This window comes from Bacillus sp. SLBN-46 (assembly GCF_031453555.1).
Classification (GTDB): domain Bacteria; phylum Bacillota; class Bacilli; order Bacillales; family Cytobacillaceae; genus Neobacillus.
On the sequence record NZ_JAVIZM010000001.1, the window covers coordinates 1,114,646 to 1,137,550 of the forward strand.

A 22,905-nucleotide genomic window follows, 5' to 3' on the forward strand; every position below is an offset into this window, starting at 1 on the left:
AGGTGAAGATTAATTAAGTTAATGGAGGCAGCGATGATGGCAGGTAGAGGAGTCGAATCAAACGATTTATATCAATTGAAGTCAGTGGTGAATCCACAATTTTCTCCGGATGGTCAATCGTTCGTTTATGTGCAAACGACCATTGATCAAGAAACGGATGAATATCAGTCACATATTTTTTACCAAAAAACTGAAAATAATAGACAGGCAGTTCAATGGACGTTTGGAAAAGGGAAAAACCATTCACCGTGTTGGTCCCCGGATGGAAAGGAGCTTGCGTTTGTCTCCAACCGAAGCGGAAAAAATCAGATTCATATTCTAAGTACCAGTGGTGGAGAAGCTAGGCAACTAACGTTTCTTCCGAGTGGGGCGAGTAATCCAGTATGGTCGCCAGACGGAAACAAGCTTGCTTTTACTACATCCGTCAAACCAGAGCAAAGCATTTTTGATAAAAAAGAAGAGAATAAGCAAGAAAAGCCGGTACCGCTCGAAGTGACGAATATGCGCTATAAGTCAGATGCCAGCGGTTTTTGGCAGGGGGACTTCAAACAGGTTGTGATGGTAGATGTAAAAAACGGAGAATTAACGCAGCTTACTGAAGGTCAACATGATGTTTCACTCTATGCCTGGTCCCCGGATGGGAAGTATCTCGCGGTTGGTGCTGATTTAGCAGAGGACACGGATGCCTCATTTATCTATGATGTCTTTCTATTAGACATCACTAAAAAGACATTAGCGGCAGTGACTGATTCTAGTGGCTTCTTTGGCAGTGCCACTTTTTCACCTGATGGAAAATATCTTGGGATGCTCGGGCATAAGCGGGAATTTGAGAATGCCACGCATACGAAAATCTGGGTTTATTCCTTCCAAACGAAGGAAATGAAGTGCCTAACAGCCGAAAGGAATCTACTAGTTGGGGATTTTATGACGGGAGACTTCCACCAGGGCGCGACTTCCCCGGGATTGTTGTGGAACAGTGAAAGCTGTGGATTTTATTTTGTAGCGTCGGAAAAAGGAAATACCAACCTCTACTATTGCGATTTACATGGCAAGATCGATCCTGTGCTTGTGGGTGAGCAGCATGTATACGGCTATTCCATTCATTCTGAATCGAAGAAGGCGCTAGCAGCGATTAGTAGGCCGACCGAAATGGGCGACTTGTACCTGTTCAGTCTAACAGGAAAAGAAGGCACGCTAGAAAGGCGAACAAATGTGAACGAGGTATTCTTATCCGAAACGACCCTGTCACAACCTGAATCCATTGAGTTTGAAGGCGCGAACGGATGGAGTATTCATGGATGGTTGATCAAGCCGGTTGGTTTTGAAAAAGGGAAGAAATATCCATTATTACTAGAAATTCATGGTGGTCCGCATATGATGTACGGAAATACATATATGAATGAGTTTCAAATTTTAGCGGCAAAGGGCTATGCAGTCTTATACGTGAATCCGAGGGGCAGCCATGGATATAGCCAAGAATTCGTTGATGCCGTTCGCGGAGATTATGGCGGCAATGACTATCAGGATCTCATGAGTGCTGTGGATTATGTGTTAGAAACCTATGACTTTATTGATGAAAACCGTCTCGGTGTTACCGGCGGAAGCTACGGCGGTTTTATGACGAATTGGATTGTCGGCCATACGAATCGTTTTAAAGCCGCGGTGACTCAGCGGTCCATCTCCAACTGGATTAGTTTTTATGGAGTCAGCGATATCGGCTATTATTTCACGGAGTGGCAAATCGATACTGATTTCCGCGATATTCAAAAACTGTGGAAACATTCTCCGCTTGCCTATGTGGAAAAGGTAGAAACACCGTTATTAATTTTGCATAGTGAGAGGGATTTTCGCTGCCCGATTGAGCAGGCTGAACAGCTATTTATCGCCTTAAAACGATTAGGCAAGAAAACGAAATTTGTTCGTTTTCCAGAAGAAAACCACGAGCTTTCAAGAAGCGGCAAGCCAAGCCTCCGAAAAAGCCGGTTGGATTATATTGTCGGATGGTTTGAGGAAAATCTATAAAATGCATGGTGCCTGACACCAATAATAATAATAATGATCACAAAAAAGCCGTAATCTTTGAGATTACGGCTCTAATTTTTATAGATAAAGACTTAAGGAGCGAGAATTGTACAAAAAGAAGTCAGGATCATTATTCTTATCAACATATCTAGCATGAACAACCACTCCTTTAGGAATTGATTGATTACAAGACTAATTATAGTGCCCGTTTATTGAGTTTGTATATGTTAATTGTAAAATAATTGTTAATTTGCGAGTGGGAATTATTTGAAGTCATTTCAGTCAAATGGAAAAAATTCCTTGAAAGTGAACAATATGTCAATTACGATAAAATAGGAATATTATCCCGACAAGGGACAGATAAAGGGGGAAACAGGTTGTTAGAGGTACAAAACCTAGCAAAATATTATGGTGAAAAAGCCGCCGTAGAATCCTTATCGTTCACGGTTTCAAAAGGCGAAGTATTCGGTCTCCTTGGGAGAAATGGGGCAGGAAAAACCACAACGATTAAAATGATGCTTGGGCTTGTCGCTCCTGATCACGGCAGTGTTTTATGGAATCAAAAACGAGGCTTAAAACATACGTCTTTCGGTTATTTACCAGAGGAAAGAGGGTTATATCCTAAAACCAAGGTTATTGATCAACTGTCCTATTTTGGGAGATTAGAAGGAATGAGTCGCACGGAGATTAAAAAAAGTATTGATTACTGGATTGACCGGTTCGATATTGGTATGTACAAAAACAAGCTGGCAGGCGAATTGTCGAAAGGGAATCAACAAAAGGTACAGTTAGCTGCGACACTTTTACATAATCCGGAATTAATCATTTTAGACGAACCGTTCAGTGGGCTCGATCCAGTAAATACGAATCTCCTAACAGAGGTTATTATGGAAGAAAAAGAAAAGGGCAAGGTTATCATTATGTCGAGCCATCAAATGGACCAGGTAGAGAAGTTCTGCAAAAATGTGGTCCTGTTGAAGGATGGCAAAGCTCTTATTGGTGGAGAGTTAGAAGCGGTGAAGAAATCCTATGGAATTATGTATTTGTCTTTGTACGGTGATGTCGAAAAATTGAAGGTCTTCTGTTTACACCATAACTATTCCTTTGAACAGGAATTGAAGCGTGTCATTGTTTCTTTAGCAAATGATCAGGATCCACTTCACGTATTATCCCAATTAAAAGAAGAGGAAGTACCTGTAAGTGAGTTAACCTTCCTTCAACCTACCCTTCATCAGATTTTTATAGACAAGGTGGGATCATAGAATGAAAGCATTATGGATTTCTTATTTCTTTCATTTAAAGGAACAGATTCGTTCAAAAGGGTTCCAGATCACCTCTCTAGTGATTTCCGTCGCAATCCTTGGATTTTTAGCCTATAACCATTTTTCTACAGGGAAGGATGAAGTACGTGTCACCATAATTAATTCTTCCTCATATAAAGTCGATGAAGCTCTTTTGAAAAAAAGTATTTCTGAGTTAACACTCTTTACTAAAGATGAAAAAGAGATTAATAAGGAAAAAGAAAAAATTAAAGATCAGGATTTGGATTATTTAGTGGTCATCGAAGAGAAGGATTCTCTTCCAGTGATGAATTATTATTACAATCGTTCGCCTGATGCAAATGTTCTTTATGCCTTTTCTTCTCAACTGCAGCAACAGTATATGGCAAAAGTAACGAGTGAAAATGAACTGTCTAACGATGTGATTACGCAATTGTTTCAGAGTATTCCTGTAGAAGAGAATATGCTTGCGGAGAATAACGGGAGTCTTGGGATTGTGTACGTGTTCATATTCCTCATGTATACATTTATTCTCATGTTTGGTCAAGGAATTGCGATGAGTATTACGGGGGAAAAATCCACTCGCGTGATGGAAGTCATGATTACAAAAATGAAACCAATCTATATGCTGTTTGCTAAGGTTCTTTCTAATCTGACAGCAGGGTTAATTCAAGTTTCGATTTTCTTTTTATCAGGATCTATTGGATACTTATTGGGCTGGATCAAGGCCGACCAGCTTAGCATTGTTGGGTTTACCTTTGACCTATCGCAAATTGATGCGAAATTAATAGCGCTGTTTGTTTTCTTCTTTGCCTGTGGATACCTTGTGTACGCTCTATGCTTTGCGGCACTTGGTTCTCTAATTTCACGGACAGAGGATTTAGGAAGTGTCATGGGACCGGTTATGGTGCTTGTCATTGGGGCCTTGTTTATGGGGATGAAAACCATGATGGACCCAACAGGTGGGCTGGTTACCTTTGGTACGTATTTCCCATTCTTCTCACCGATTGTTACCTTCTCCAAATATGTCATGGGAGAACTGACAGCTGGACAACTTATATTGAGCGGCAGCATTTTAGTGGGTTCTATCCTAATTATTGCCTATTTGGCCTCCAAAATCTATGTAAAAGGCGTTATGGTTTACGGAGAAAAATTCAAATGGGCTAATTTGAAAGTGATGCTAGCAAAAGAGAATTCAAATAAAACCATCAATTAATTTCAGGGGGGCGTAATTTAAGTCAGAATTACGGTCTCTTTTTAAAGAGAATAGAACATGAAAAAGAGCTCGGTTCGCCAAGCTCTTTTTCAATTGGAAGTTCTACTTTCCAATAAACTCCTGGGTCCAGTAATTTCCATCAGCAACATATCCAACCCCGATAGAAGTAAAGTTCGGGCTTAAGATATTTTTGCGGTGACCCTCACTATTCATCCAAGCGGTCACTACTTCTTCAGGCGTTCTTTGTCCCATAGCGATATTCTCACCCGCATAGCGGTAGGTAATACCATATTTCTTCATCATATCAAATGGCGAGCCGTAGGTTGGACTTGTATGACTAAAATAATGATTTGCAGACATGTCACGTGATTTTTCGCGAGCCATTTTGCTCAGCGTTAGATCTACTTTTAGCGCAGATAAACCGTTCTTCGCACGTTCTTGATTCGTTAGATCAACCACTTTCTGCTCATATGCACTTAAGCTATAAGTAGATTCCGATGTAGTAGTAGTCTCTGCCTGTGCAGGCTCCTGCTGTACCGGTGTGGTGGAAACCTGGGTTGTCAGCTCAGTTGTTGGTGCAGGCTGCTTCACCGTATTTTGAGTAACAGTCATACCGAGACTTGCTAAATATTTTTCAATGATACTATTAATCTCATCCATATTTGATGCTTTATACACATACACCTTTTCCTGTGTTGTAGGGGTAAAGGTTGCTGCATGTGCTTTATTTAAAATTGGGTTTGCCATCACCACGGCTGCCGCCGCAGCTACCGTTAACATTGCTTTTTTCTTCAACATGAAACCATCCTCCTTAAGATGAAAACTGCTGTGACTTAACAGCAACATCGTACCATACGATTTTTGTCATATTTCAACCAGGATTTTACAGTGCAAACTCCTTCCAGAGGCCTTATCCTATAAAAAGTTGCCCAATTATGAGGTTCGAGGACTATTTTTCTTTTAAAAATAGCATCATCTGATTCTACTAGTTATTATAAAAAATACCATTTATTGTGCAGAAAAAGGGGATTGACAACGTTCGCATCAGAAGAATTACTTTACAAATATTTCAGGAAAAAGACGAAGATTAAGCAGATTTTATTAACCAAACCAGCATAAAATTAAGCTACTATTTGGACATGGTGGGACATATTCTTTGGTAAAAGGGAGAGAATAAAGGAGAGTATGCACTATGCGGAAAAAATCAGCTTCATCCAAGAGATTGCTAAGCGGCATTTTGGTACTTGCGAGCATTTTTGCAGTTTTTTTAATCATACGATCAGTCTTCATCTCGTCTACAAGTGAGGCGAAGGAAGTGGTCGATGAATTTTATGGATATGAACAAGACGGCGACTTTGCGAATTCCTGGGCGCTTTTTCATTCCTCAATGAAGAAAAAGTTCAGCAAGGGAAACTACATACAGGACCGAGCCCATGTGTTTATGAACCATTTTGGGGTCGAGACCTTTTCTTATACCATCGGGGAGCTTGAGGAATTGAAGGATTGGAAAATGTCTAAAACAGGACCTTCCCTGAAAAATGTATATAAAGTACCGGTCACACAAACCTATAAAGGAAAGTATGGGAATTTTGACCTGGAGCAAGAGGTATTTGTGACCGAGGAAAAGGGAAAGTGGAGGATCCTTTGGGATTATAACCAATAAGCTTGAAAATGTGGTACATATTGACAAGTTATTCATAGTATAAACATTTTAACGGACTAAACGATTATGGTAAGATAATATAGGACCAAGGTTCAAATCATGAAGACAGCTGGAGGACTTACAGTGGCTTATCAAACAAAAGAATGTTTTAAAATGTTTACGTTAAATTCTAATCGTAAGCTAGCAGAAGAGATGGCGCAGATTCTAGGTTGTGAGTTAGGAAGAAGCTCTGTATCTCGTTTTAGTGATGGTGAAATTCATATTAACATAGAAGAGAGTGTTCGGGGAAGTGAAGTGTATTTAGTTCAATCGACTTCACAACCAGGGAATGAATATATCATGGAGCTCCTTATTATGATAGATGCATTGAAAAGAGCGTCGGCTAGAGCGATCAATGTAGTCATTCCGTATTATGGGTATGCTCGTCAAGACAGAAAGGCACGCTCACGTGAGCCGATTACTGCTAAGCTAATTGCTAATCTTTTAGAAAAAGCGGGTGCACATAGAGTTCTTACGATGGACCTACATGCTCCACAAATTCAAGGTTTCTTTGATATCCCTGTTGATCAGCTTCTAGGTGTTCCGATTCTATCGGATTACTTTGAAAGTAAAGGATTAGAGGATATTGTCGTGGTCGCACCAGATAATGGAGGGGTAACGAGAGCGAGAAAGATGGCAAGTCGCTTACATGCGCCAATTGCTTTTGTAGATAAGCGCCGCCCAAAACCGAATGTGGCTGAAATCATGAATATTGTAGGTAACATCGAAGGGAAAAATGCGATTCTAATTGATGACTTGATTGATACAGCAGGAACGATCACACTTGCGGCGAATGCGTTAATGGAAAAAGGAGCAAAAGCTGTCTATGCGTGCTGTACACACCCTGTTCTTTCAGGACCGGCTGTCAGTAGAATTGAAGCTTCACCGATTAAGGAGTTAGTCGTGACAAATACGATTGAGCTGCCAGAAGAGAAAATGATTAGTAAAATCACTTCGTTATCTGTTGCTCCATTGCTCGCGGAAGCGATTAACCGTATTCACAATGAAAAACCAGTAAGTCCTTTATTTGAATAGTATTGTTACTAGAATCCAATTCCTATCTTTTTTTAGGGGTTGGATTTTTTCTTTTATTAAGATGGAAATAATTTTACAGTGATGTTTGGTCTTATTTGGTGATATATTTAGCCATATAAATTTTAATTGGAATCCTGGGGTGGATTTGTTTGGGCACTGCTACACTTTTTTTTATACTAGGCATCTTTTTTATTGCATCAAGTGGAATCTATGTGGGACGGAGAATTATTACACAACAGACAGAACGTAAACAAACGGAAGCCAAGTTAATCGAAAGTGAAGACCGTTATCGAAGCTTGGTTGAGCTGTCTCCTAAAGGCATACTAGTATTTCAAGATAACAAAATTGTTTACGCCAACTCAGCAGCTTTGAGCTTGTTAAAATCGACTGACGAACATGAACTAATAGGGAAATCACTTCTTGATTTGGTTCATCCTGAAAGTAAGGAAGAGCTGATTACCAATTTACAAAAAGTATTTAACGGTGAATTTGTTGCACTCCATGAATATAAATTTAATACGATGAACGGTGAGACCATTTTCATAGAGGCTGTCGGTTCAACAATTATGTTTAATGGGAAACCAGCTCTTATGGCAATCGGTAGTGATATCACAGAAAAGAAGAACTTGCAGGAACAATTAAATATCAATGAACAGCGCTATAAATCCTTATTCGAGTATCATTCAGATGCCGTTTATAGCTTTGATTTAAATGGGAAATTTACTAGTGCCAACAAAGCATGTGAGACGATATCGGGATATAGTTCTGATGAACTCCTTCATAAACATTTTACAAATTTTATCTACGTAGATGATTTACAGAAAACCATCGATATCTTTGAATCCACTTCTAAAAACGGGGGAAGTCCTCAAAACCATCACATTCGTTTGAATCATAAAGAGGGAAATAGGATTCACCTTAACGTTACCAGTGTACCGATTATAGTAAACGAACAGGTAGTTGGCATTTATGGAATTGCTAAAGATATCACAGAGCAAATCCACAACCAAGAAACCATCCGACATTTGGCATATCATGATTATCTAACAGGTTTGCCGAATAGAAATCTCCTAGAAAATCATTTATCCAAGGAGCTTAATTTAGCAGCGGATAAGAATCGAAAACTGGCATTTCTTTTTATTGACCTCGACCGTTTTAAAGCAATCAACGACACGTTTGGTCACTCAGTCGGTGATTTGTTATTAAAAGAAGTGGCAAAACGTTTGAAATCCTCTGTCCTTGAAAAAGACCAGGTTTTTAGACAGGGTGGAGATGAGTTTATTGTTATTCTAGACGAGGCTGACCGTACGATTGCAGAAAAGGTAGCGATTCGGATTCTTTCGGTTCTGGCCTCACCATTTAGTTTAAACAAAAGTGATCTATTTATATCTCCGAGTATTGGTATTAGTCTCTATTCAGAAGATGGAGAATCAATGGAAACATTGATCAAGCATGCAGATTTTGCTATGTATCAAGCGAAAAAGGCAGGGAAAAATACGTTTCGCTTTTATTCTAATGTAGAAACAGTGGATGACATCAATCCCCTCCTTATGGAAATGGATTTGCATAAGGCGATCGAACGTGAAGAGTTTATTTTACATTACCAGCCTAAAATCAATTTGAAAACGGGCAAAGTAATTGGTGCGGAAGCACTGATTCGTTGGAATCACCCTGATCGGGGAATGATTCCGCCTTCACAGTTTATCCCCATTGCAGAAGAGACCGGATTAATTATTCCAATTGGTGAATGGGTGCTACAAGAGGCTTGTAGGCAGCAAAAGAAATGGATGGAGCAGGGATTCTCCAATATGGTCATATGTGTGAATTTATCCGCCCGTCAATTCTCGCAATGTCAAATTGTAAAGACTGTCAAAAAGGTGTTGGAACAGACAGGGTTAGCGCCTCAATATTTAGAGCTAGAAATAACAGAAAGTATGACAATGGATATTGAACGGACAATCGTCACGTTACAGGAATTAAAGAAGCTCGGACTCCTAATTAGTATTGATGATTTTGGGACAGGATTTAGCTCATTAAATTATTTAAAACAGTTTCCAGTTGATACATTAAAGATTGATCAATCCTTCGTGCGCGAACTATACAACCAAACAAATGACGAAACCATAGTCAAAACAATTATCTCTATGGCCCATACCTTACAATTAAATGTCGTTGCAGAAGGAATTGAAACAAGAGAGCAGTTGGTGTTTTTACAGCAGCATCTTTGTGACACGGCACAAGGTTATTTCTTTAGTGAGCCCCTGCCAGCAACAGACTGGAATCAAGCGTTTTTTACTAGAATGGAAGAGATTGTAGGTACATTTGGCATTTCGCAAGACACGACCAAGCGAATGTGGATGGAAGAAACCGTAAGGATTGCCCGTCAGGAATTACAGGATACCCTTCGGAGACAGCAGGGTTTGACGATCAAATATAAAAAGATTGACGGTAAGTTTGTTCATACCATGTGTGATGGAGAATTATTATATCGCTTTGGTATCATTCCAGAGCAGGTAATCGGTAAGGAATTGCATGAATTTATCCCTGCCCACCTTGCAAAGGACAAACTTCCCTTCTATCAAAAAGCTTGGGAGGGTGAAGAAAATATCACCTATGAGGCGAAAATAAATGGAATCTATTATATGGCTGCGTTAAGCCCTTTAAAAAAACGTGGAAAAGTGGTAGAGGTCATTGTTTCGTGCAGTGATATTACGAATCTCAAGGAAACAGAGAAAGCATTAAGGGAAAGCCAAGAAATGTACCAGCTGGTGGCTGAGAATATGACGGATTTAATCACAATTTTCGATTTGCAAGGTAAAATTAAGTATGCATCCCCTTCCCACCAATCGGTACTTGGATACCCATCGAGTTACTATGAAAACTTTAACTCCTTCTCGAACCTACATCCTGAAGATCAGTTGTTTTACAAACGTACCTTTGTAAGCACGATTAAGAGCAAACAACCATGCCAAATTCAATATCGCATAGCCACACAAAAAGGTGGTTGGAAGCATTTTAAGGTAAAACTGACTCCGGTGTTGGATAATAGCGGCGAGGTTATCCATGTGATTGGGGTAGCAAAAGACATTTCGGTTACTTTAAAACTAGAAGAATTAACAGAACAACCTTTATCTATACGTAATGCAGACTGATTTTTCTAATGGCCAAAAGGCTGACACCCTACCAGGATGTCAGCCTCTTTTGTGTTTTTTTGCATGTCTCTAAGTGCTTAATGTTGTAAAAATGCCAGCTGATAAAAGAATAGTACGGCGAATACGTAAAGGAGAGGATGAACTTTACGTCCCTTCCCTTTGACTACTTTTAACAGCGGATAGCTGATAAAGCCAAGAGCAATTCCTGTCGCGATACTTGATGTGAGCGGCATGCTCAAAATCGTCAAAAAAGCAGGAAAGGCTTCATCTAGTTCGTTCCAGCGAATTTTCGAAATGCTTCCCATCATCAAACTACCGACAATAATTAAGGCAGGTGCAGTAATCGAAGAAAGCCCGGATACGGCACCAACGAGTGGTCCGAAGAATGCAGACAGAATAAATAAAACGGCAACTGTCACAGAGGTTAAACCCGTTCGACCACCGGCTGCTACCCCTGAAGTGGATTCAATATAAGCGGTTGTCGGGCTCGTCCCAAACATGGCACCGATTGTTGTAGCAATGGAATCAGACAGCAATGCTTGACGTGCACGCGGCAATTTGTCGCCTTTCATTAATCCTGCTTGATTAGCAACTCCAATCATCGTACCAGTTGTATCAAATATGGTAACAAGGATAAAGGAAAAAACAACGGCATATAAGCTGTGCTGAATGACATCAGTCAATGCTGTCAATGGATTTGCGACCACTAGTCCATTAGGAAGGGAAGGAAGTGACATAAATCCTTGATCGAAGTGCAACTGACCGGTAAAGAATGCGATTAGCCCTGTAATCACCATGCCGAAAAATAATGCCCCGTTGATTCGTAGCATCATGAGAACAAGAGTGATGGCAAGGCCGAGAAGAGCCAACCAAGCGGACGGAGCATGCAGATCGCCAAGTCCCACGAGATTGGTCGGGTGCGCGGTAATGATTTTTGAGAGACGCAGACCGATAAAGGCAATAAATAAACCAATCCCAGCTGTAATTCCATATTTCAGGTTTTCGGGAATGGCCTCAATTAATTTTTCCCTTAACGGTGTGAGTGACAAAATGATAAAGATGACACCAGCGATAAAAACGGCTGCAAAGGCTGTTTCATAGTTGATATTTTGATGCGTACCCACTACGGAATAGGCAAAGTAGGCGTTAAGCCCCATCCCAGGTGCGATGGCAATCGGATAGTTTGCGAAAAGGCCCATCCAAAGGGTTCCCAGCACAGCAGCGATAATAGTGGCAGTGAACACCTGCTCAAAAGGAACGCCAGCATCCGCAAGAATGACTGGATTGACAACGACGATATATACCATGGTAAAGAAGGTCGTGATGCCTGCCAGTAGTTCTGTTTTTGTATTTGTTTGATTTTCTTTTAGCTTAAACATGAGGTTTCCTCCAAAACACGAACGTTATATTAAGACCTTATATATAATATTCGTTTTATGGTTGTTTTTCAATAGGTATTTTTTATTTTTCCCGTTCTTCCTTCTATTATTCTTCGACAAGTTTTAATAGACAATCATTAAATAAGAAGACCATCCCTGCTCATAAACGAGGGATGGTCTTCTCTACCTACTATTCTGTTCAATTTTTTTACTAGAACGTTTTATTTCAAATCTTCAATGGAGTCAATGTCCATATAAGCTGGAACCACAAGGCCAAGTTTTGTCCCTTTTAGATTTTCACCTAAATCTTCAAACTTTCCTTTATACTTTTTATAGTAGTCTGCATGGGTAGAAGGTAACCAGCCCGCTACATGTGCATCTAAGCTTCCATCAGCCACTCCCGTCCACATTGGACCGGCTTCTAATTGAGTAAGAGTGACTTTATAGCCTAGGTCCGTTAAGACTTTACCAATCACATTCGTACTTGCGATTTCACTATCCCACGCTACATACCCAATGTTAATCTTGTCACCATTCACTTTATTGGCGCCATTCGTCCATTCACTTACCTTATCCGAATTGTCCTTTACCCATTTGGCGGCTGCATCTTCAGGGTCATCGCCATCAGCGATATTATTCATTACGGTATTCATGTCATCTGGTGTCCAATTAAATTGGTCAAGCACCTTATATGCATCAGGCATATCAGTTTTAAGGCCATTTCTTACGATGGTATTGATTGTTTCCTCTTGACCAAAAACGCCTTTGGGATCATCTAAGTATTTTAAATCAAATTTTGCGAACATCCAATGTGGAGTCCATCCGGTAACAATAACAGGTTCTTTCTTGTCATATGCTTTTTTCAGGGTGGCTGTCATTGCCGCACTAGAGCCTTCAACAAGTTTCCAATCGTTTAACTCATATTCATCAAGGACTTTAGCAGTCGCCTTCATGAGGCCGGCACCAGGATCAATCCCGATGATTTTGTAATCTACACTGTCACCAACAGTGGTATCCCCTTTGTCTTCCTTGTTACTAGCTTCGTCTGATCCACAAGCTGCCAGTCCTATTGTTAGTAATGCGGCTAATAATATAAACATCCATTTTTTCATCATTAAGCATTTCCTCCTTGTTTTTTGGATTTTCCTATATTTTGAGTGACCCGATCTAATATAATCGCAATGACGACAATGGAAAGGCCAGCTTCGAACCCTTTACCAATTTGAATTTGCGTAACCGCTCGGTATACATCCGCACCAAGACCTGGAGCACCAACCATAGAAGCAATAACAACCATGGAAAGAGCGAGCATGATGCTTTGGTTTATTCCAGCCATTATTGTAGGCATGGCAAGTGGAAGTTGGACTTTAAGTAATCGTTGACTTGTCGTCGAACCAAAGGCCTCCGTTGCTTCAATAATATCTGCGGGAACTTGTTGGATGCCGAGAATCGTTAACCTTATTGTTGGCGGCATGGCGAAAATAACAGAGGCTACGACGCCTGGGACCACACCCCAATATTAAAGAAAAATATAGCAGGAATTAAGTATACAAAGGCAGGCATCGTTTGCATAAAGTCCAAAATAGGTGTCACGACCTGTTTGACCGTTTGCTTTTGTGAGGCCCAAATCCCCAATGGTATTCCTAAGACAATTGAAATGATAACGGCTGTTAATACAAGTGCAAGGGTCTGGAGCATGGGCTCCCAGTAGCCAAGATTAGCAATTAGGAATAAACCTATAAATGTGAAGAGTGCAATCCCTTTATTAGAGACCTTCCAGGCAAGTAAGGTTAATAGAATAACAAATACATAGGAGGGAACAAAGCTAAATCCAAGAACCATTCCATCGACAATGGATTGAAGGACATTCGTTACGCCATCAAACGCTACCTCCAAGTTCACGGTTAACCAGTTAACAAAGACATCTACCCATTCGGCTAACGGTATTTTTGGGAACCATTGTTCCATGTTATTTTCACCTCCTTGCTTTCTTTATCGGCGGCTACTTCAGCCTTTGTTTGTTCAAAGTTGTTAATAGCCTCATTATTACCAGCGAGTGCACCAATGACGGCACCTCTTACAAGGATTCCTTTCAGGCGGCTATATTCATCTACAACCGCGACTGGAATGGAGGCCGAAGAAACTTTATCAAATAAGTCAGTTAGCAGTGTATCAGGAGAGACTGTGGAAACTCCTGTCTGTAGGATGCTTAAAATACCTTCATTCCGATCAATGGCCTCTTTCGCATCTGAAGCTGTTATCGCCCCTAGTAATGTTTTCTTTCTATCCACGACATATATACTCGAAATTCCTAAATCTCTCATCATTTGCAGGGCAACCCTTGGGCCCTTTTCAACTGAAACGGCTTCGGCACGTTTCATCACATGATTGGCAGTTAATACTTTCGATAAGTCAACATCTTCTACGAATCTCTCAACATAGTCGTTTGATGGGTTCATAAGAATTTCCTCAGGAGTTCCTATTTGAACAATGGATCCATCCTTCATTAGTGCAATTCGATCGCCAATTCTAAGGGCTTCATCTAAATCGTGGGTAATGAATACAATGGTTTTCTTCATTGTAGATTGAAGTTCAAGCAGTTCATCCTGCATGTCTTTACGAATAAGAGGATCTAGTGCGCTAAAGGCCTCATCCATAAGTAAAATGTCAGACTCATTGGCTAATGCCCTAGCTAATCCTACTCTTTGCTGCATTCCACCACTTAGTTGCTTAGGGTATTGGTGTTCATAGCCTTCAAGTCCGACTAACTTTAAGGCATTCATGGCTTTATCCATTCGTTTTTCTTTTGCTACTCCTTGGACTTCCAAACCGTACTCTGTATTTTCTAAGACCGTTCTATGGGGAAGGAGTGCAAATTTTTGAAAGACCATGCTGATTTTCTTTCTGCGAACTTCTCTAAGCTGCTCTTTGTTCATGCTTACTATATCCACGCCGTCAATGAGTACTTGACCTGCTGTTGGATCAATTAGCCGATTGAGCATACGGACTAGGGTAGACTTCCCACTTCCTGATAAGCCCATGATGACAAAGATTTCTCCAGCTTCAACATCAAAGGTCGCTTGATTGACACCAACCGTTGCCCCTGTTTTCTTTAGGATTGATGTTTTACTTTCTCCTTCCTGTAGAAGCTGAAGGGCTTTTTTAGATTTTCCAAAGACTTTTGTTACGTTGCGAACACTAATTTTTTTATCATGTGTACTCATTCATTCACCTCAATTGCTGTTACAGAAGTAGTAGGACTATTTAATTGTAGTTCTTTTTGGATAAAGAGGGCAAAGTTGGTAATTGGGCATATTCGGCCGTAAAGTTTGTACAGAAAAAACTGTACATACTGAATAGTGAGTATTCTTAAAATTCCTCGTTTATGCTCCTGATTCCTACTAAAGTGCCTGCTTTACTTTTAAAAAAATCATGATAGTCTTAATAGGTACATGTATTCAAAATGGATGTGATATCAAAATGAATGATGAAGAGAAGTTAGAACAGGCTCGTGAACGAGTGATTGAAGCGATATCTCAAAATATGAATTTATATGGAGTGACTGAATCCATTGGCCGATTATATGGGGCTTTATATTTTCAGGAAGGTCCATTAACATTAGATGAAATGAAAGATGAGCTCGGAATGAGTAAAACAAGTATGAGTACATCGGTCCGAAGCTTGCTGGAATTAAAAATGGTGGGGAAGGTTTGGAAAAAAGGGGTCCGGAAAGATTTATATCAGGCTGAGCCAGATTGGTATCAAACCTTTATTGACTTTTTTTCTATTAAATGGAGAACTGGAATTTCCATTAATGTTTCAGCAATGGAAAAGTCTCTCTCCGAATTACAATCCCTTTTAGAGGATGAAAATGTTGATTCAAAAATCAAAGCAGAAGCCAAAATGGATATAGAAAAGCTAACTGATGCACTAGAATATTACGATTGGCTGAACAGGCTAGTCGATAGCTTTGAATCAAAGGAGATTTTTCAATATATCCCGAAAAAGAAAAGTTAGTTTTTGGGGACAGTCCCCCGGCGCTTTAGCGCAACGGGGGACTGTCCCTTTTTATTCGTGTATCTTGTTGTCCAATGCTTGGAGTTGCTTTTTTATTGTGTTTAAGGTGTATCACCCAAACCAATGGTAATGGAGAAGACTTGATTTTCATTGCCATCATGATAGTTGAAGATTACGACAAACTTCCCAACTGGCTCCATTTCAGGGAACAGCTTGGCCAATGTGTCACTATGATAAAGCATGGCTTTTTGAGGTAAGTCTGATGTATCAGTGAATTCCTTTTCTAATTTTGCATCTTTCGGTATTAATTTTGCAGCTATTTGTTTAGCTTCTTCTATTGAACGGGTTTTTTGATCAGTTGTTTCAAATTGAACAGTGATGTCTATCGCGCGATTGTTGATAAACATTGGCAGCAAGTAATCATTTTTGAACCTGCCCATTTGTTCATTTCCTTTGTTTTCACCGTATTCCTTCGTGAAAGCATCTACTGTATCACCAAGCCCAGCCTCGACAGAAACTTGTTCGGTTACTTTCTCCTTTTTGTTGGTGGTGCTGTTTGTATCCTTCTGTGTAGTCGTTTCCTTTTTGGTAGTGTCTATATCTTTAGCCTTGTCCGAATCGCTGTTGTTACAGCCCGCTCCCATTACAGCTAAACACACTAATAACACTAATAATCCCAATTTCCTCATATGTACCTCCATGTTGAAATATTCTAAACCTTCATATTCCATCCCCCATTATAATTCCACCACCCCAAACGTGCAACGCATTACCCATTACGTTATTTTCTTAAGGTTAAGTTAAGGAATCCACATGATAATGGGTGCATCAAGTTATTTTATTCATGGTTGCAATGGGCGTAGTCAGGCCATGGAGAAGGAGTAGTGGTAGATGAAAAAGTGGATATGGATTGTGATTGGTATTTTGGTTATTGGGTTTGTAGGGTACCAGTGGTATAACTCGAGAACAAGTAGTCAGGAGGTAACAACCCAGGTTCGAACGGCAGTCGTTCAAAAAGGGAATTTAGAAGTGAAAATCAGTGGCTCCGGTTCCATTCAGCCAGTTACGAGTGAAGATCTTAAATCGACCATCGATAATAACGAAATTGATGAAGTACTGGTTGTAGCAGGTGAGACAGTTAATGCTGGAGATGAATTGATAACCTTTACTGATGATAGTGATCCGATTACTGCACCGGTTGATGGGTTGGTCACAACCATTGCCGTAGCGGCTGGGGACCGAGTGACGAATGGACAAGTAGTGACGCACCTAACCAATTACAAGGATTTACAAACGGTTGTTCAAGTGGATGAATCAGACATTCCGAAGATAAAAGAGGGACAGACAGTTGAATTATCGGTCAGTGCGTATCCTGATCAGGCATATACAGGTAAGGTTACTGCTATTGCAGATGAAGGAACATCAGCGAATGGATCCTCTACCTTTGATGTGACCATTCATATTGAAAACCCAGTCAATCTAAAAGTCGGGATGAGTGCGGAAGCCAATATTCTTACGGCCAGCAAAAAGGATGCACTTTATGTTCCAGTGGATGCTTTATACACAAACAACAATGAGAAATATGTTGTCGTTGCTTCGGCGGGAGCAAGAACTAATCAAGCCAGTGGTGCCGCGACGCAACTAACAGTAAAAACAGGGCTTGCAACAGAGGAATATGTGGAGATTACGGACGGAGTAAGCGAAGGTGACGTTGTTCAATTACCACAGCTCACATCAGGAAGTTCCTCAACGAACCAACGAGGCGGGATGATGCAGGGCATGGGTGGCACGCAGGGCGGTAATATGCCTCCAAATGGCGGTGGAAAGGGAGGAGAAAGCACTGGGCCTAGTAATTAATGAGCTGCCACAAGGATTTATTTTTCCGATAAGGTCAGATTCTACACATTTAAGAGGGATTTCTACACAAGTTTGCAAGAATTCTACAACTATATAAAAAATCAATAGGTGCTATGATTCATAGCACCTTAACAGTCTTTCTTGATGATATTTTGCTTTTTCAATGATTTGTTGTTTTAGGTTAGAGTCTAAACAGTCCTGTGAAATACGGTGAAAGTAATGATAACGCCATTTGTGCCATTGAATGGTCAATTGATGAACCACATTTATCACCTCTTCATTTAGTTGAAACCCCCACTAGAAAGTAGATGGTTTGGTGCTCTCCCAATATACTTCGAACGATTAATCAAGTTTTTGTACATGGATATAGAGGGAATTATTGGCAGGAACCAATAACAAGCCGTCCTTTTTCCAAAAATGCTATAATGGAGAGGTTAATGAAATTCTAGCTAAGGGGAAATGAATATGATTCTCGTTGTTGGCGGAGCTGGTTACATTGGTAGCCATCTTGTGAAGGAATTAGTAGAAAAAGAAGAGGTCGTTGTGCTTGATAACTTGTCGACTGGGCACCGCGCGGCCGTTGATAGCCGAGCTATTTTTGTAAAAGGGGACCTTGGTAATGAAGATGACTTACAAATGGTCTTTAGAAGCTATCCAATCAAGGCCGTTATGCATTTTGCTGCTTATAGTTTAGTCGGGGAATCAGTTGTGGACCCATTAAAATATTATGAAAACAACGTGGCTGCGACATTAACTCTGTTAAAAGTGATGATGAAATTTAAAGTGAAAAACTTTATTTTTTCTTCTACGGCCGCTACCTACGGAATTCCAGAAGTGGATATTATTGATGAAACAAGTGTCACTGCACCAATCAATCCTTACGGCCATTCTAAGCTAATGGTAGAAAAGATTCTTGCTGATTTTTCAAAAGCCTACGGATTGAACTATGTGGTTCTTCGCTACTTTAATGCCGCTGGTGCGCATAAATCTGCTGTTATCGGCGAAAGTCATGACCCAGAAACTCACTTGATTCCGATCGTCCTTCAGCAGTTACTAGGACAAAGGGAAAAAGTAGCCGTATTCGGTACCGATTATGATACTCCGGACGGGACATGTATTCGGGATTATATTCATGTGACTGATTTAGCAGAAGCACATATTCTGGCACTAGAAGCTTTGTTGACAGAGAAGAAATCGGCTGAAGTGTATAATCTTGGCAACGGTCTGGGCTATTCGGTTAAGGAAGTCATTGAAACATGTGAAAATGTAACCGGTGTGAAGGCGAATGTTGAAATGGCAGACCGTCGTGCAGGTGACCCTGCTAGATTGGTAGCATCATCACAAAAGATTTTCACCGAGCTAGGCTGGAAAGCAGAACGAAACCTCGAGCAAATCATCGCTGATGCTTGGAATTGGCATCAAAATCAACAATACTAAGATTATTATAGTCAGGGAGAAATAGCTTGAAAGCTTTTCTCCCTTTTTCTATGCCCAGTTTACCCACATGTTGGTAAACTGCATAATAAGGTAGAGAAGTTTATTAATATAATTTATTATTAATAGAAAAATATTATACATATGGGGAGATTTGATGAATAAAAGAGTATATTATATGGACTGGCTTCGTGTGATTGCTACCATTATGGTGGTTTCTATCCATGTTTCTGCGTGGCTCGTTGGAACACATCTTGAAAAAACTCCACTTTCACATTGGATGACAGGTAACTTATTCGAATCGATATCGAGAGCGTCAGTTCCGCTTTTTGTGATGATTAGTGGAGCCCTGCTGCTTGGCGACCAACGGGACCTTGGCTACAAAGAATTTTTGCAAAAAAGAATTAGCAAAATAGCGATCCCGTTGTTGGGCTGGAGTTTAATTTATTACTCCTATCTGGTTTATCGTGGGGACTATTTTGACGGTTTTTCAGTCAAACAGTTTTTAGAACTGTTGATTACCAATGGAATCAGCACACATTTATGGTTCATGTATATGATTCTAGGTATCTATTTAACGACTCCATTGATAAAAGTGTTTGTTAAGGGTGCCTCTAAAAAAGACTTGAAATACTTTCTATTGTTATGGCTGTTTGCTTCAGTGGTTGTGAGATTTATTAAGTACCACTTTGGTTTAGGCATGAATCTGGAACTTTTCTTCGTAACTAATTATGTTGGCTATTTTATTTTAGGCTATTATTTAGCCAATCTGCCATTAACTACGAAGGCGAAATATATTTCGTTTGGACTTTCAGTTGTGGGTATTCTTTCTACCTTCCTGCTAACGTACTTTGATACGAAACGAAATGGTGGCGCTCTTGAGGAATTTTGGTATGAATACTATTCCCCTAATGTGGTAATAGCATCAATTGGAATATTTTTATTTTTTAGAGTTATTGTAACCAAGACAAAAGAATTGCCCTTCCTATTTAAAGTGTTAAACAAAGTGAGTTTTGGTGTTTACTTGGCCCATATCCTGGTTATGCAAGTGTTATCAAATGAAATATTTGATCCTATTTGGAATCATTTTCATCCGGCCATTGCCACAACGGTAAATGTAATGATTGTCGTAACCTTAAGTGGGTTTGGTAGTTATGTCTTAAGTAAAGTTCCAGTATTTAAAAAGCTGGTCCCATAACTTGGTGTCCACTGGATATGGACAAGTGTCTTAATTTGGTGCCTGACACCAATATTTTAATACCCATTAATTCAACGAGGGGACAGAGTGAATTGCTCTGTTCCTTTTTTGTGTTTTGGGTTAAGATTTAATTGTCCAAACAATATGTCAATGAAAAAATGAGGTGTTCATTTTTGGAGCATAATCCTACAGATAATAAGGATAACAAGGCTGAACGATGGAATAGTGAATTACTAAAGGAGCGCCTCAACTTAACTCTTGCCTTCAGCAAAAGATATCAAATGTCGGCAGCTGTTTGTTATCTCCGATTACATCTTCCATTCGAGCTATCCCAACATAAAGACGACGACATCGAAGAGACTCTTGCTAGTAAGATACTAGTGAGATTAAAGCGGACGATTCGGGATATTGATACCGTTGTGAAAATAAATAGAACAGATTTTGCTATTTTGATTGCAGACATCACTGAGCATGATATTCAGGTCATAAGCGAGAGGATTCTCCTCTCGATTTCGGATACTTATACCATCGACTTTCATCATTTTTCCATTAACAGCAATATGGGGATTTGTATGTTTCCGTATGGTGCGGAGGCACCTGAGGAGCTGCAGTCGATTGCCAAAGCGGCCATGTATGAAGCAGAGGAGATGGGGGATAATCAATTTGCACTTTACAAGGGGGAATTAAATCAAACAGCCCACCGGAAAGTGCTCATTGAAAATGATCTTCCGTATGCATTAAAGAAGGGCCAGATCTATGTCCAATACCAACCGCAGTATCATTTGGAAAAGAAAACCATTGAGGGAGTAGAAGCGTTAATCCGCTGGAATCATCCCAGTCTTGGTGACATTTCACCGGCTGAATTTATTCCCTATGCCGATGATGCCGGCATGAGCCATAGTCTTTTTTTCTGGATGTTTGAAGAGGTATGTAAACAAATTCAAAGTGAAACGGAGAGGAACTTGAAATATTCGATTAATCTGTCCGTAAATCAACTCCTCCTTTCCTATTTTTTACCCGAAATCACTAAGTTGATCGGGTTCTATTCGGTTTCGGCAAGCCAAATTACATTGGAAATTACCGAAAACATTGAGGTTTATACAGTAAAAAAGGTGAATGATACGTTACGCTCTCTGAAAGAGATGGGCTTTACGGTGGCTTTAGATGATTTCGGGAACGGCTATTTCTCGTTTTCGGACTTTATTAAGCTACCCGTTGATTTCATTAAGCTGGATCGCCATTTTGTTTCAAGTTTATTGAAAAATAAACAGCATGAAGGTGTCATAGCACCGATTATTCAGATGGCCCATAATCTGGGCTTACAGGTGATTATTGAAGGAATTGAAGACCTTACACAGTTTCTGGTGTGGGAGAATCTGGGTTGTGACATTATCCAGGGTTATTTTATTAGTAAACCGTTAACCTTTGAGGTGCTTAACGATACAATTGTTGAGATAGAAACAAGAGTTAACGCAAGTAATTGATTTAAGGGTGGCATTTATATGAGAAAAACATGGAAAGATATTTTGCTTATTATAACAGGCGCACTTATTTTTGCCATAGGGGTTAACTTTTTCACCATTCCGAATCGATTGTCTGAAGGTGGAGTCTTAGGAATCACGATTATTGCCCACTATTTATTTGATTGGTCGCCGGGTGTGGTGAACTTTGTTTTAAATATTGTCCTGTTAGCAATCGGCTATAAGTTCTTTGATAAAAGAACGATGCTCTATACCTTATTTTCGATTGGCGCCTGCTCCGGTTTGTTGTATCTGACGGAGGATATAGGAAGGCAACTGACTAATGACACCTTTTTGGCTTCCGTGTTTGCGGGGTTATTGGTCGGTGTCGGTCTGGGCTTGATTTTCCGCGCTGGAGGAACCTCCGGGGGATCCACCATTTTAGCAAGATTAGCAAATCAGCTGCTAGGTTGGAGCATCGGGAAGGCGATGCTCATTATTGATATCATTGTAGTGGCAGGTTCGGTATTTATTATTGGTCTTGAGAAGGCGATGTACACGTTATTGATCGTGTATATTGGGGCAAAAGCGATTGATTTCATTGTTGAGGGATTAGATGTACGGGTGGCTGTCCTAATTATCTCCAATTCACCAGAACTCGTTTTGGAAAATATTACGGGTAAAATGTCACGGGGCTTAACTGTCCTAGACGGTCGCGGCGGCTACTCGGGACAAAACAAAGAAGTCCTCTATATCGTAATCAACAAACAAGAAATCGTCCAACTAAAAAGCATCATCCGCGACATCGACCAAAACGCCTACGTCACCATCCACAACGTCCACGAAATGATGGGCAAGGGCTACAAAGCGAGTTAGCAGGGTGTCAGGCACCATTCGTGGACACTTGTCCGCCTACAACAGACATTTATTGCTATCATTATAATAGTAGATTACTATAGTGAAGTAATAAATAATAATAGGGTAGGGGCTGAGAGTCATCAAAGATGTTTTGATAGATTCTCAGCTTTTTATTTTTAAAATTAGGAGCCAGCCAATATTTTCTATGTGATGACCTGGTTCGTTTTTTCATTTACAATAATATTCAGATAACATATATGTGTGGTGGTGTTTGTGTTTGTACTGGTGATGTTTC

Annotated in this window: 18 protein-coding genes and 1 pseudogene; 12 read left to right on the plus strand and 7 right to left on the minus strand. The window is 40.1% G+C overall.

Annotated features, from left to right (window positions below; translation table 11 throughout):
* Positions 1–33: 33 nt before the first annotated feature.
* The 3 genes from QFZ87_RS05740 to QFZ87_RS05750 all read left to right on the plus strand — a co-directional run bounded on the left by QFZ87_RS05740 (position 34) and on the right by QFZ87_RS05750 (position 4,518).
* Positions 34–2,022, plus strand: coding sequence for a S9 family peptidase (locus tag QFZ87_RS05740; RefSeq protein WP_309858930.1), 1,989 nt, complete (start codon positions 34–36; stop codon positions 2,020–2,022).
* 377 nt (positions 2,023–2,399) lie between these two features.
* A complete protein-coding gene (locus tag QFZ87_RS05745) occupies positions 2,400–3,284 on the plus strand; it encodes an ABC transporter ATP-binding protein (protein ID WP_309858932.1) in 885 nt (294 codons plus the stop codon).
* 1 nt (position 3,285) lies between these two features.
* On the plus strand, positions 3,286–4,518 hold the full coding sequence (locus QFZ87_RS05750; RefSeq protein WP_309858934.1) for an ABC transporter permease: 1,233 nt from the start codon (positions 3,286–3,288) through the stop codon (positions 4,516–4,518).
* A gap of 102 nt (positions 4,519–4,620) precedes the next feature.
* On the opposite strand, the gene QFZ87_RS05755 is transcribed toward QFZ87_RS05750, so the two are convergent.
* Positions 4,621–5,313 carry a CAP domain-containing protein gene (locus tag QFZ87_RS05755; protein ID WP_396133952.1) on the minus strand — a complete coding sequence of 231 codons (693 nt, stop codon included), beginning with the start codon at positions 5,311–5,313 and terminating at the stop codon, positions 4,621–4,623.
* Between the two features lie 397 nt (positions 5,314–5,710).
* On the opposite strand from QFZ87_RS05755, the gene QFZ87_RS05760 reads away from it, so the two are divergent.
* The 3 genes from QFZ87_RS05760 (at position 5,711) to QFZ87_RS05770 (ending at position 10,407) form a co-directional block, all read left to right on the plus strand.
* A complete protein-coding gene (locus tag QFZ87_RS05760) occupies positions 5,711–6,181 on the plus strand; it encodes a hypothetical protein (RefSeq protein WP_309858939.1) in 471 nt (156 codons plus the stop codon).
* A gap of 99 nt (positions 6,182–6,280) precedes the next feature.
* A complete protein-coding gene (locus tag QFZ87_RS05765; protein ID WP_396133897.1) occupies positions 6,281–7,255 on the plus strand; it encodes a ribose-phosphate diphosphokinase in 975 nt (324 codons plus the stop codon).
* Positions 7,256–7,404: 149 nt separating this feature from the next.
* Complete coding sequence (locus tag QFZ87_RS05770; protein ID WP_309858945.1) at positions 7,405–10,407, plus strand: EAL domain-containing protein; 3,003 nt, start codon at positions 7,405–7,407, stop codon at positions 10,405–10,407.
* A gap of 77 nt (positions 10,408–10,484) precedes the next feature.
* On the opposite strand, the gene QFZ87_RS05775 is transcribed toward QFZ87_RS05770, so the two are convergent.
* The 4 genes and pseudogenes from QFZ87_RS05775 to proV all read right to left on the minus strand — a co-directional run bounded on the left by QFZ87_RS05775 (position 10,485) and on the right by proV (position 15,010).
* Positions 10,485–11,786 carry an NCS2 family permease gene (locus QFZ87_RS05775; RefSeq protein ID WP_309858948.1) on the minus strand — a complete coding sequence of 434 codons (1,302 nt, stop codon included), beginning with the start codon at positions 11,784–11,786 and terminating at the stop codon, positions 10,485–10,487.
* Positions 11,787–12,007: 221 nt separating this feature from the next.
* Positions 12,008–12,901: a glycine betaine ABC transporter substrate-binding protein gene (locus tag QFZ87_RS05780; RefSeq protein ID WP_309858952.1), complete on the minus strand. Its 894-nt coding sequence runs from the start codon at positions 12,899–12,901 to the stop codon at positions 12,008–12,010.
* Positions 12,901–13,754 (minus strand): annotated as a pseudogene (locus QFZ87_RS05785) (ABC transporter permease). The gene QFZ87_RS05780 and the pseudogene QFZ87_RS05785 overlap by 1 nt, the downstream one beginning before the upstream one ends.
* Positions 13,724–15,010 (minus strand): glycine betaine/L-proline ABC transporter ATP-binding protein ProV, encoded by a 1,287-nt coding sequence (proV, locus tag QFZ87_RS05790; RefSeq protein WP_309858955.1) that lies wholly within the window; start codon positions 15,008–15,010, stop codon positions 13,724–13,726. Before proV ends, QFZ87_RS05785 begins: the two are co-directional and overlap by 31 nt.
* Before the next feature lie 208 nt (positions 15,011–15,218).
* Between proV and cudC the strand changes: the two genes are divergently transcribed.
* Positions 15,219–15,803, plus strand: a complete 585-nt coding sequence (cudC, locus tag QFZ87_RS05795) for a choline uptake/conversion transcriptional regulator CudC (protein ID WP_396133898.1) — start codon at positions 15,219–15,221, stop codon at positions 15,801–15,803.
* A 101-nt stretch (positions 15,804–15,904) separates the two neighbouring features.
* Here the strand turns inward: cudC and QFZ87_RS05800 are convergent, their stop codons facing one another.
* Positions 15,905–16,492: a hypothetical protein gene (locus QFZ87_RS05800; RefSeq protein WP_309858957.1), complete on the minus strand. Its 588-nt coding sequence runs from the start codon at positions 16,490–16,492 to the stop codon at positions 15,905–15,907.
* A gap of 202 nt (positions 16,493–16,694) precedes the next feature.
* Between QFZ87_RS05800 and QFZ87_RS05805 the strand changes: the two genes are divergently transcribed.
* A complete protein-coding gene (locus QFZ87_RS05805; protein WP_309858961.1) occupies positions 16,695–17,660 on the plus strand; it encodes an efflux RND transporter periplasmic adaptor subunit in 966 nt (321 codons plus the stop codon).
* A 111-nt stretch (positions 17,661–17,771) separates the two neighbouring features.
* Here the strand turns inward: QFZ87_RS05805 and QFZ87_RS05810 are convergent, their stop codons facing one another.
* Positions 17,772–17,924 carry a hypothetical protein gene (locus tag QFZ87_RS05810; protein ID WP_309858964.1) on the minus strand — a complete coding sequence of 51 codons (153 nt, stop codon included), beginning with the start codon at positions 17,922–17,924 and terminating at the stop codon, positions 17,772–17,774.
* A gap of 201 nt (positions 17,925–18,125) precedes the next feature.
* On the opposite strand from QFZ87_RS05810, the gene galE reads away from it, so the two are divergent.
* The 4 genes from galE to QFZ87_RS05830 all read left to right on the plus strand — a co-directional run bounded on the left by galE (position 18,126) and on the right by QFZ87_RS05830 (position 22,628).
* Positions 18,126–19,097, plus strand: a complete 972-nt coding sequence (gene galE / locus QFZ87_RS05815; protein ID WP_309858966.1) for a UDP-glucose 4-epimerase GalE — start codon at positions 18,126–18,128, stop codon at positions 19,095–19,097.
* A gap of 154 nt (positions 19,098–19,251) precedes the next feature.
* The gene (locus QFZ87_RS05820; RefSeq protein ID WP_309858969.1) at positions 19,252–20,292 is read left to right on the plus strand and encodes an acyltransferase; all 1,041 of its coding nucleotides are present in this window, start codon (positions 19,252–19,254) and stop codon (positions 20,290–20,292) included.
* A gap of 173 nt (positions 20,293–20,465) precedes the next feature.
* Entirely contained in the window at positions 20,466–21,776 is a 1,311-nt protein-coding gene (locus QFZ87_RS05825; protein WP_309858971.1) for a putative bifunctional diguanylate cyclase/phosphodiesterase, read from the plus strand.
* Positions 21,777–21,794: 18 nt separating this feature from the next.
* Positions 21,795–22,628 carry a YitT family protein gene (locus QFZ87_RS05830; RefSeq protein ID WP_309858973.1) on the plus strand — a complete coding sequence of 278 codons (834 nt, stop codon included), beginning with the start codon at positions 21,795–21,797 and terminating at the stop codon, positions 22,626–22,628.
* Positions 22,629–22,905: the final 277 nt, after the last annotated feature.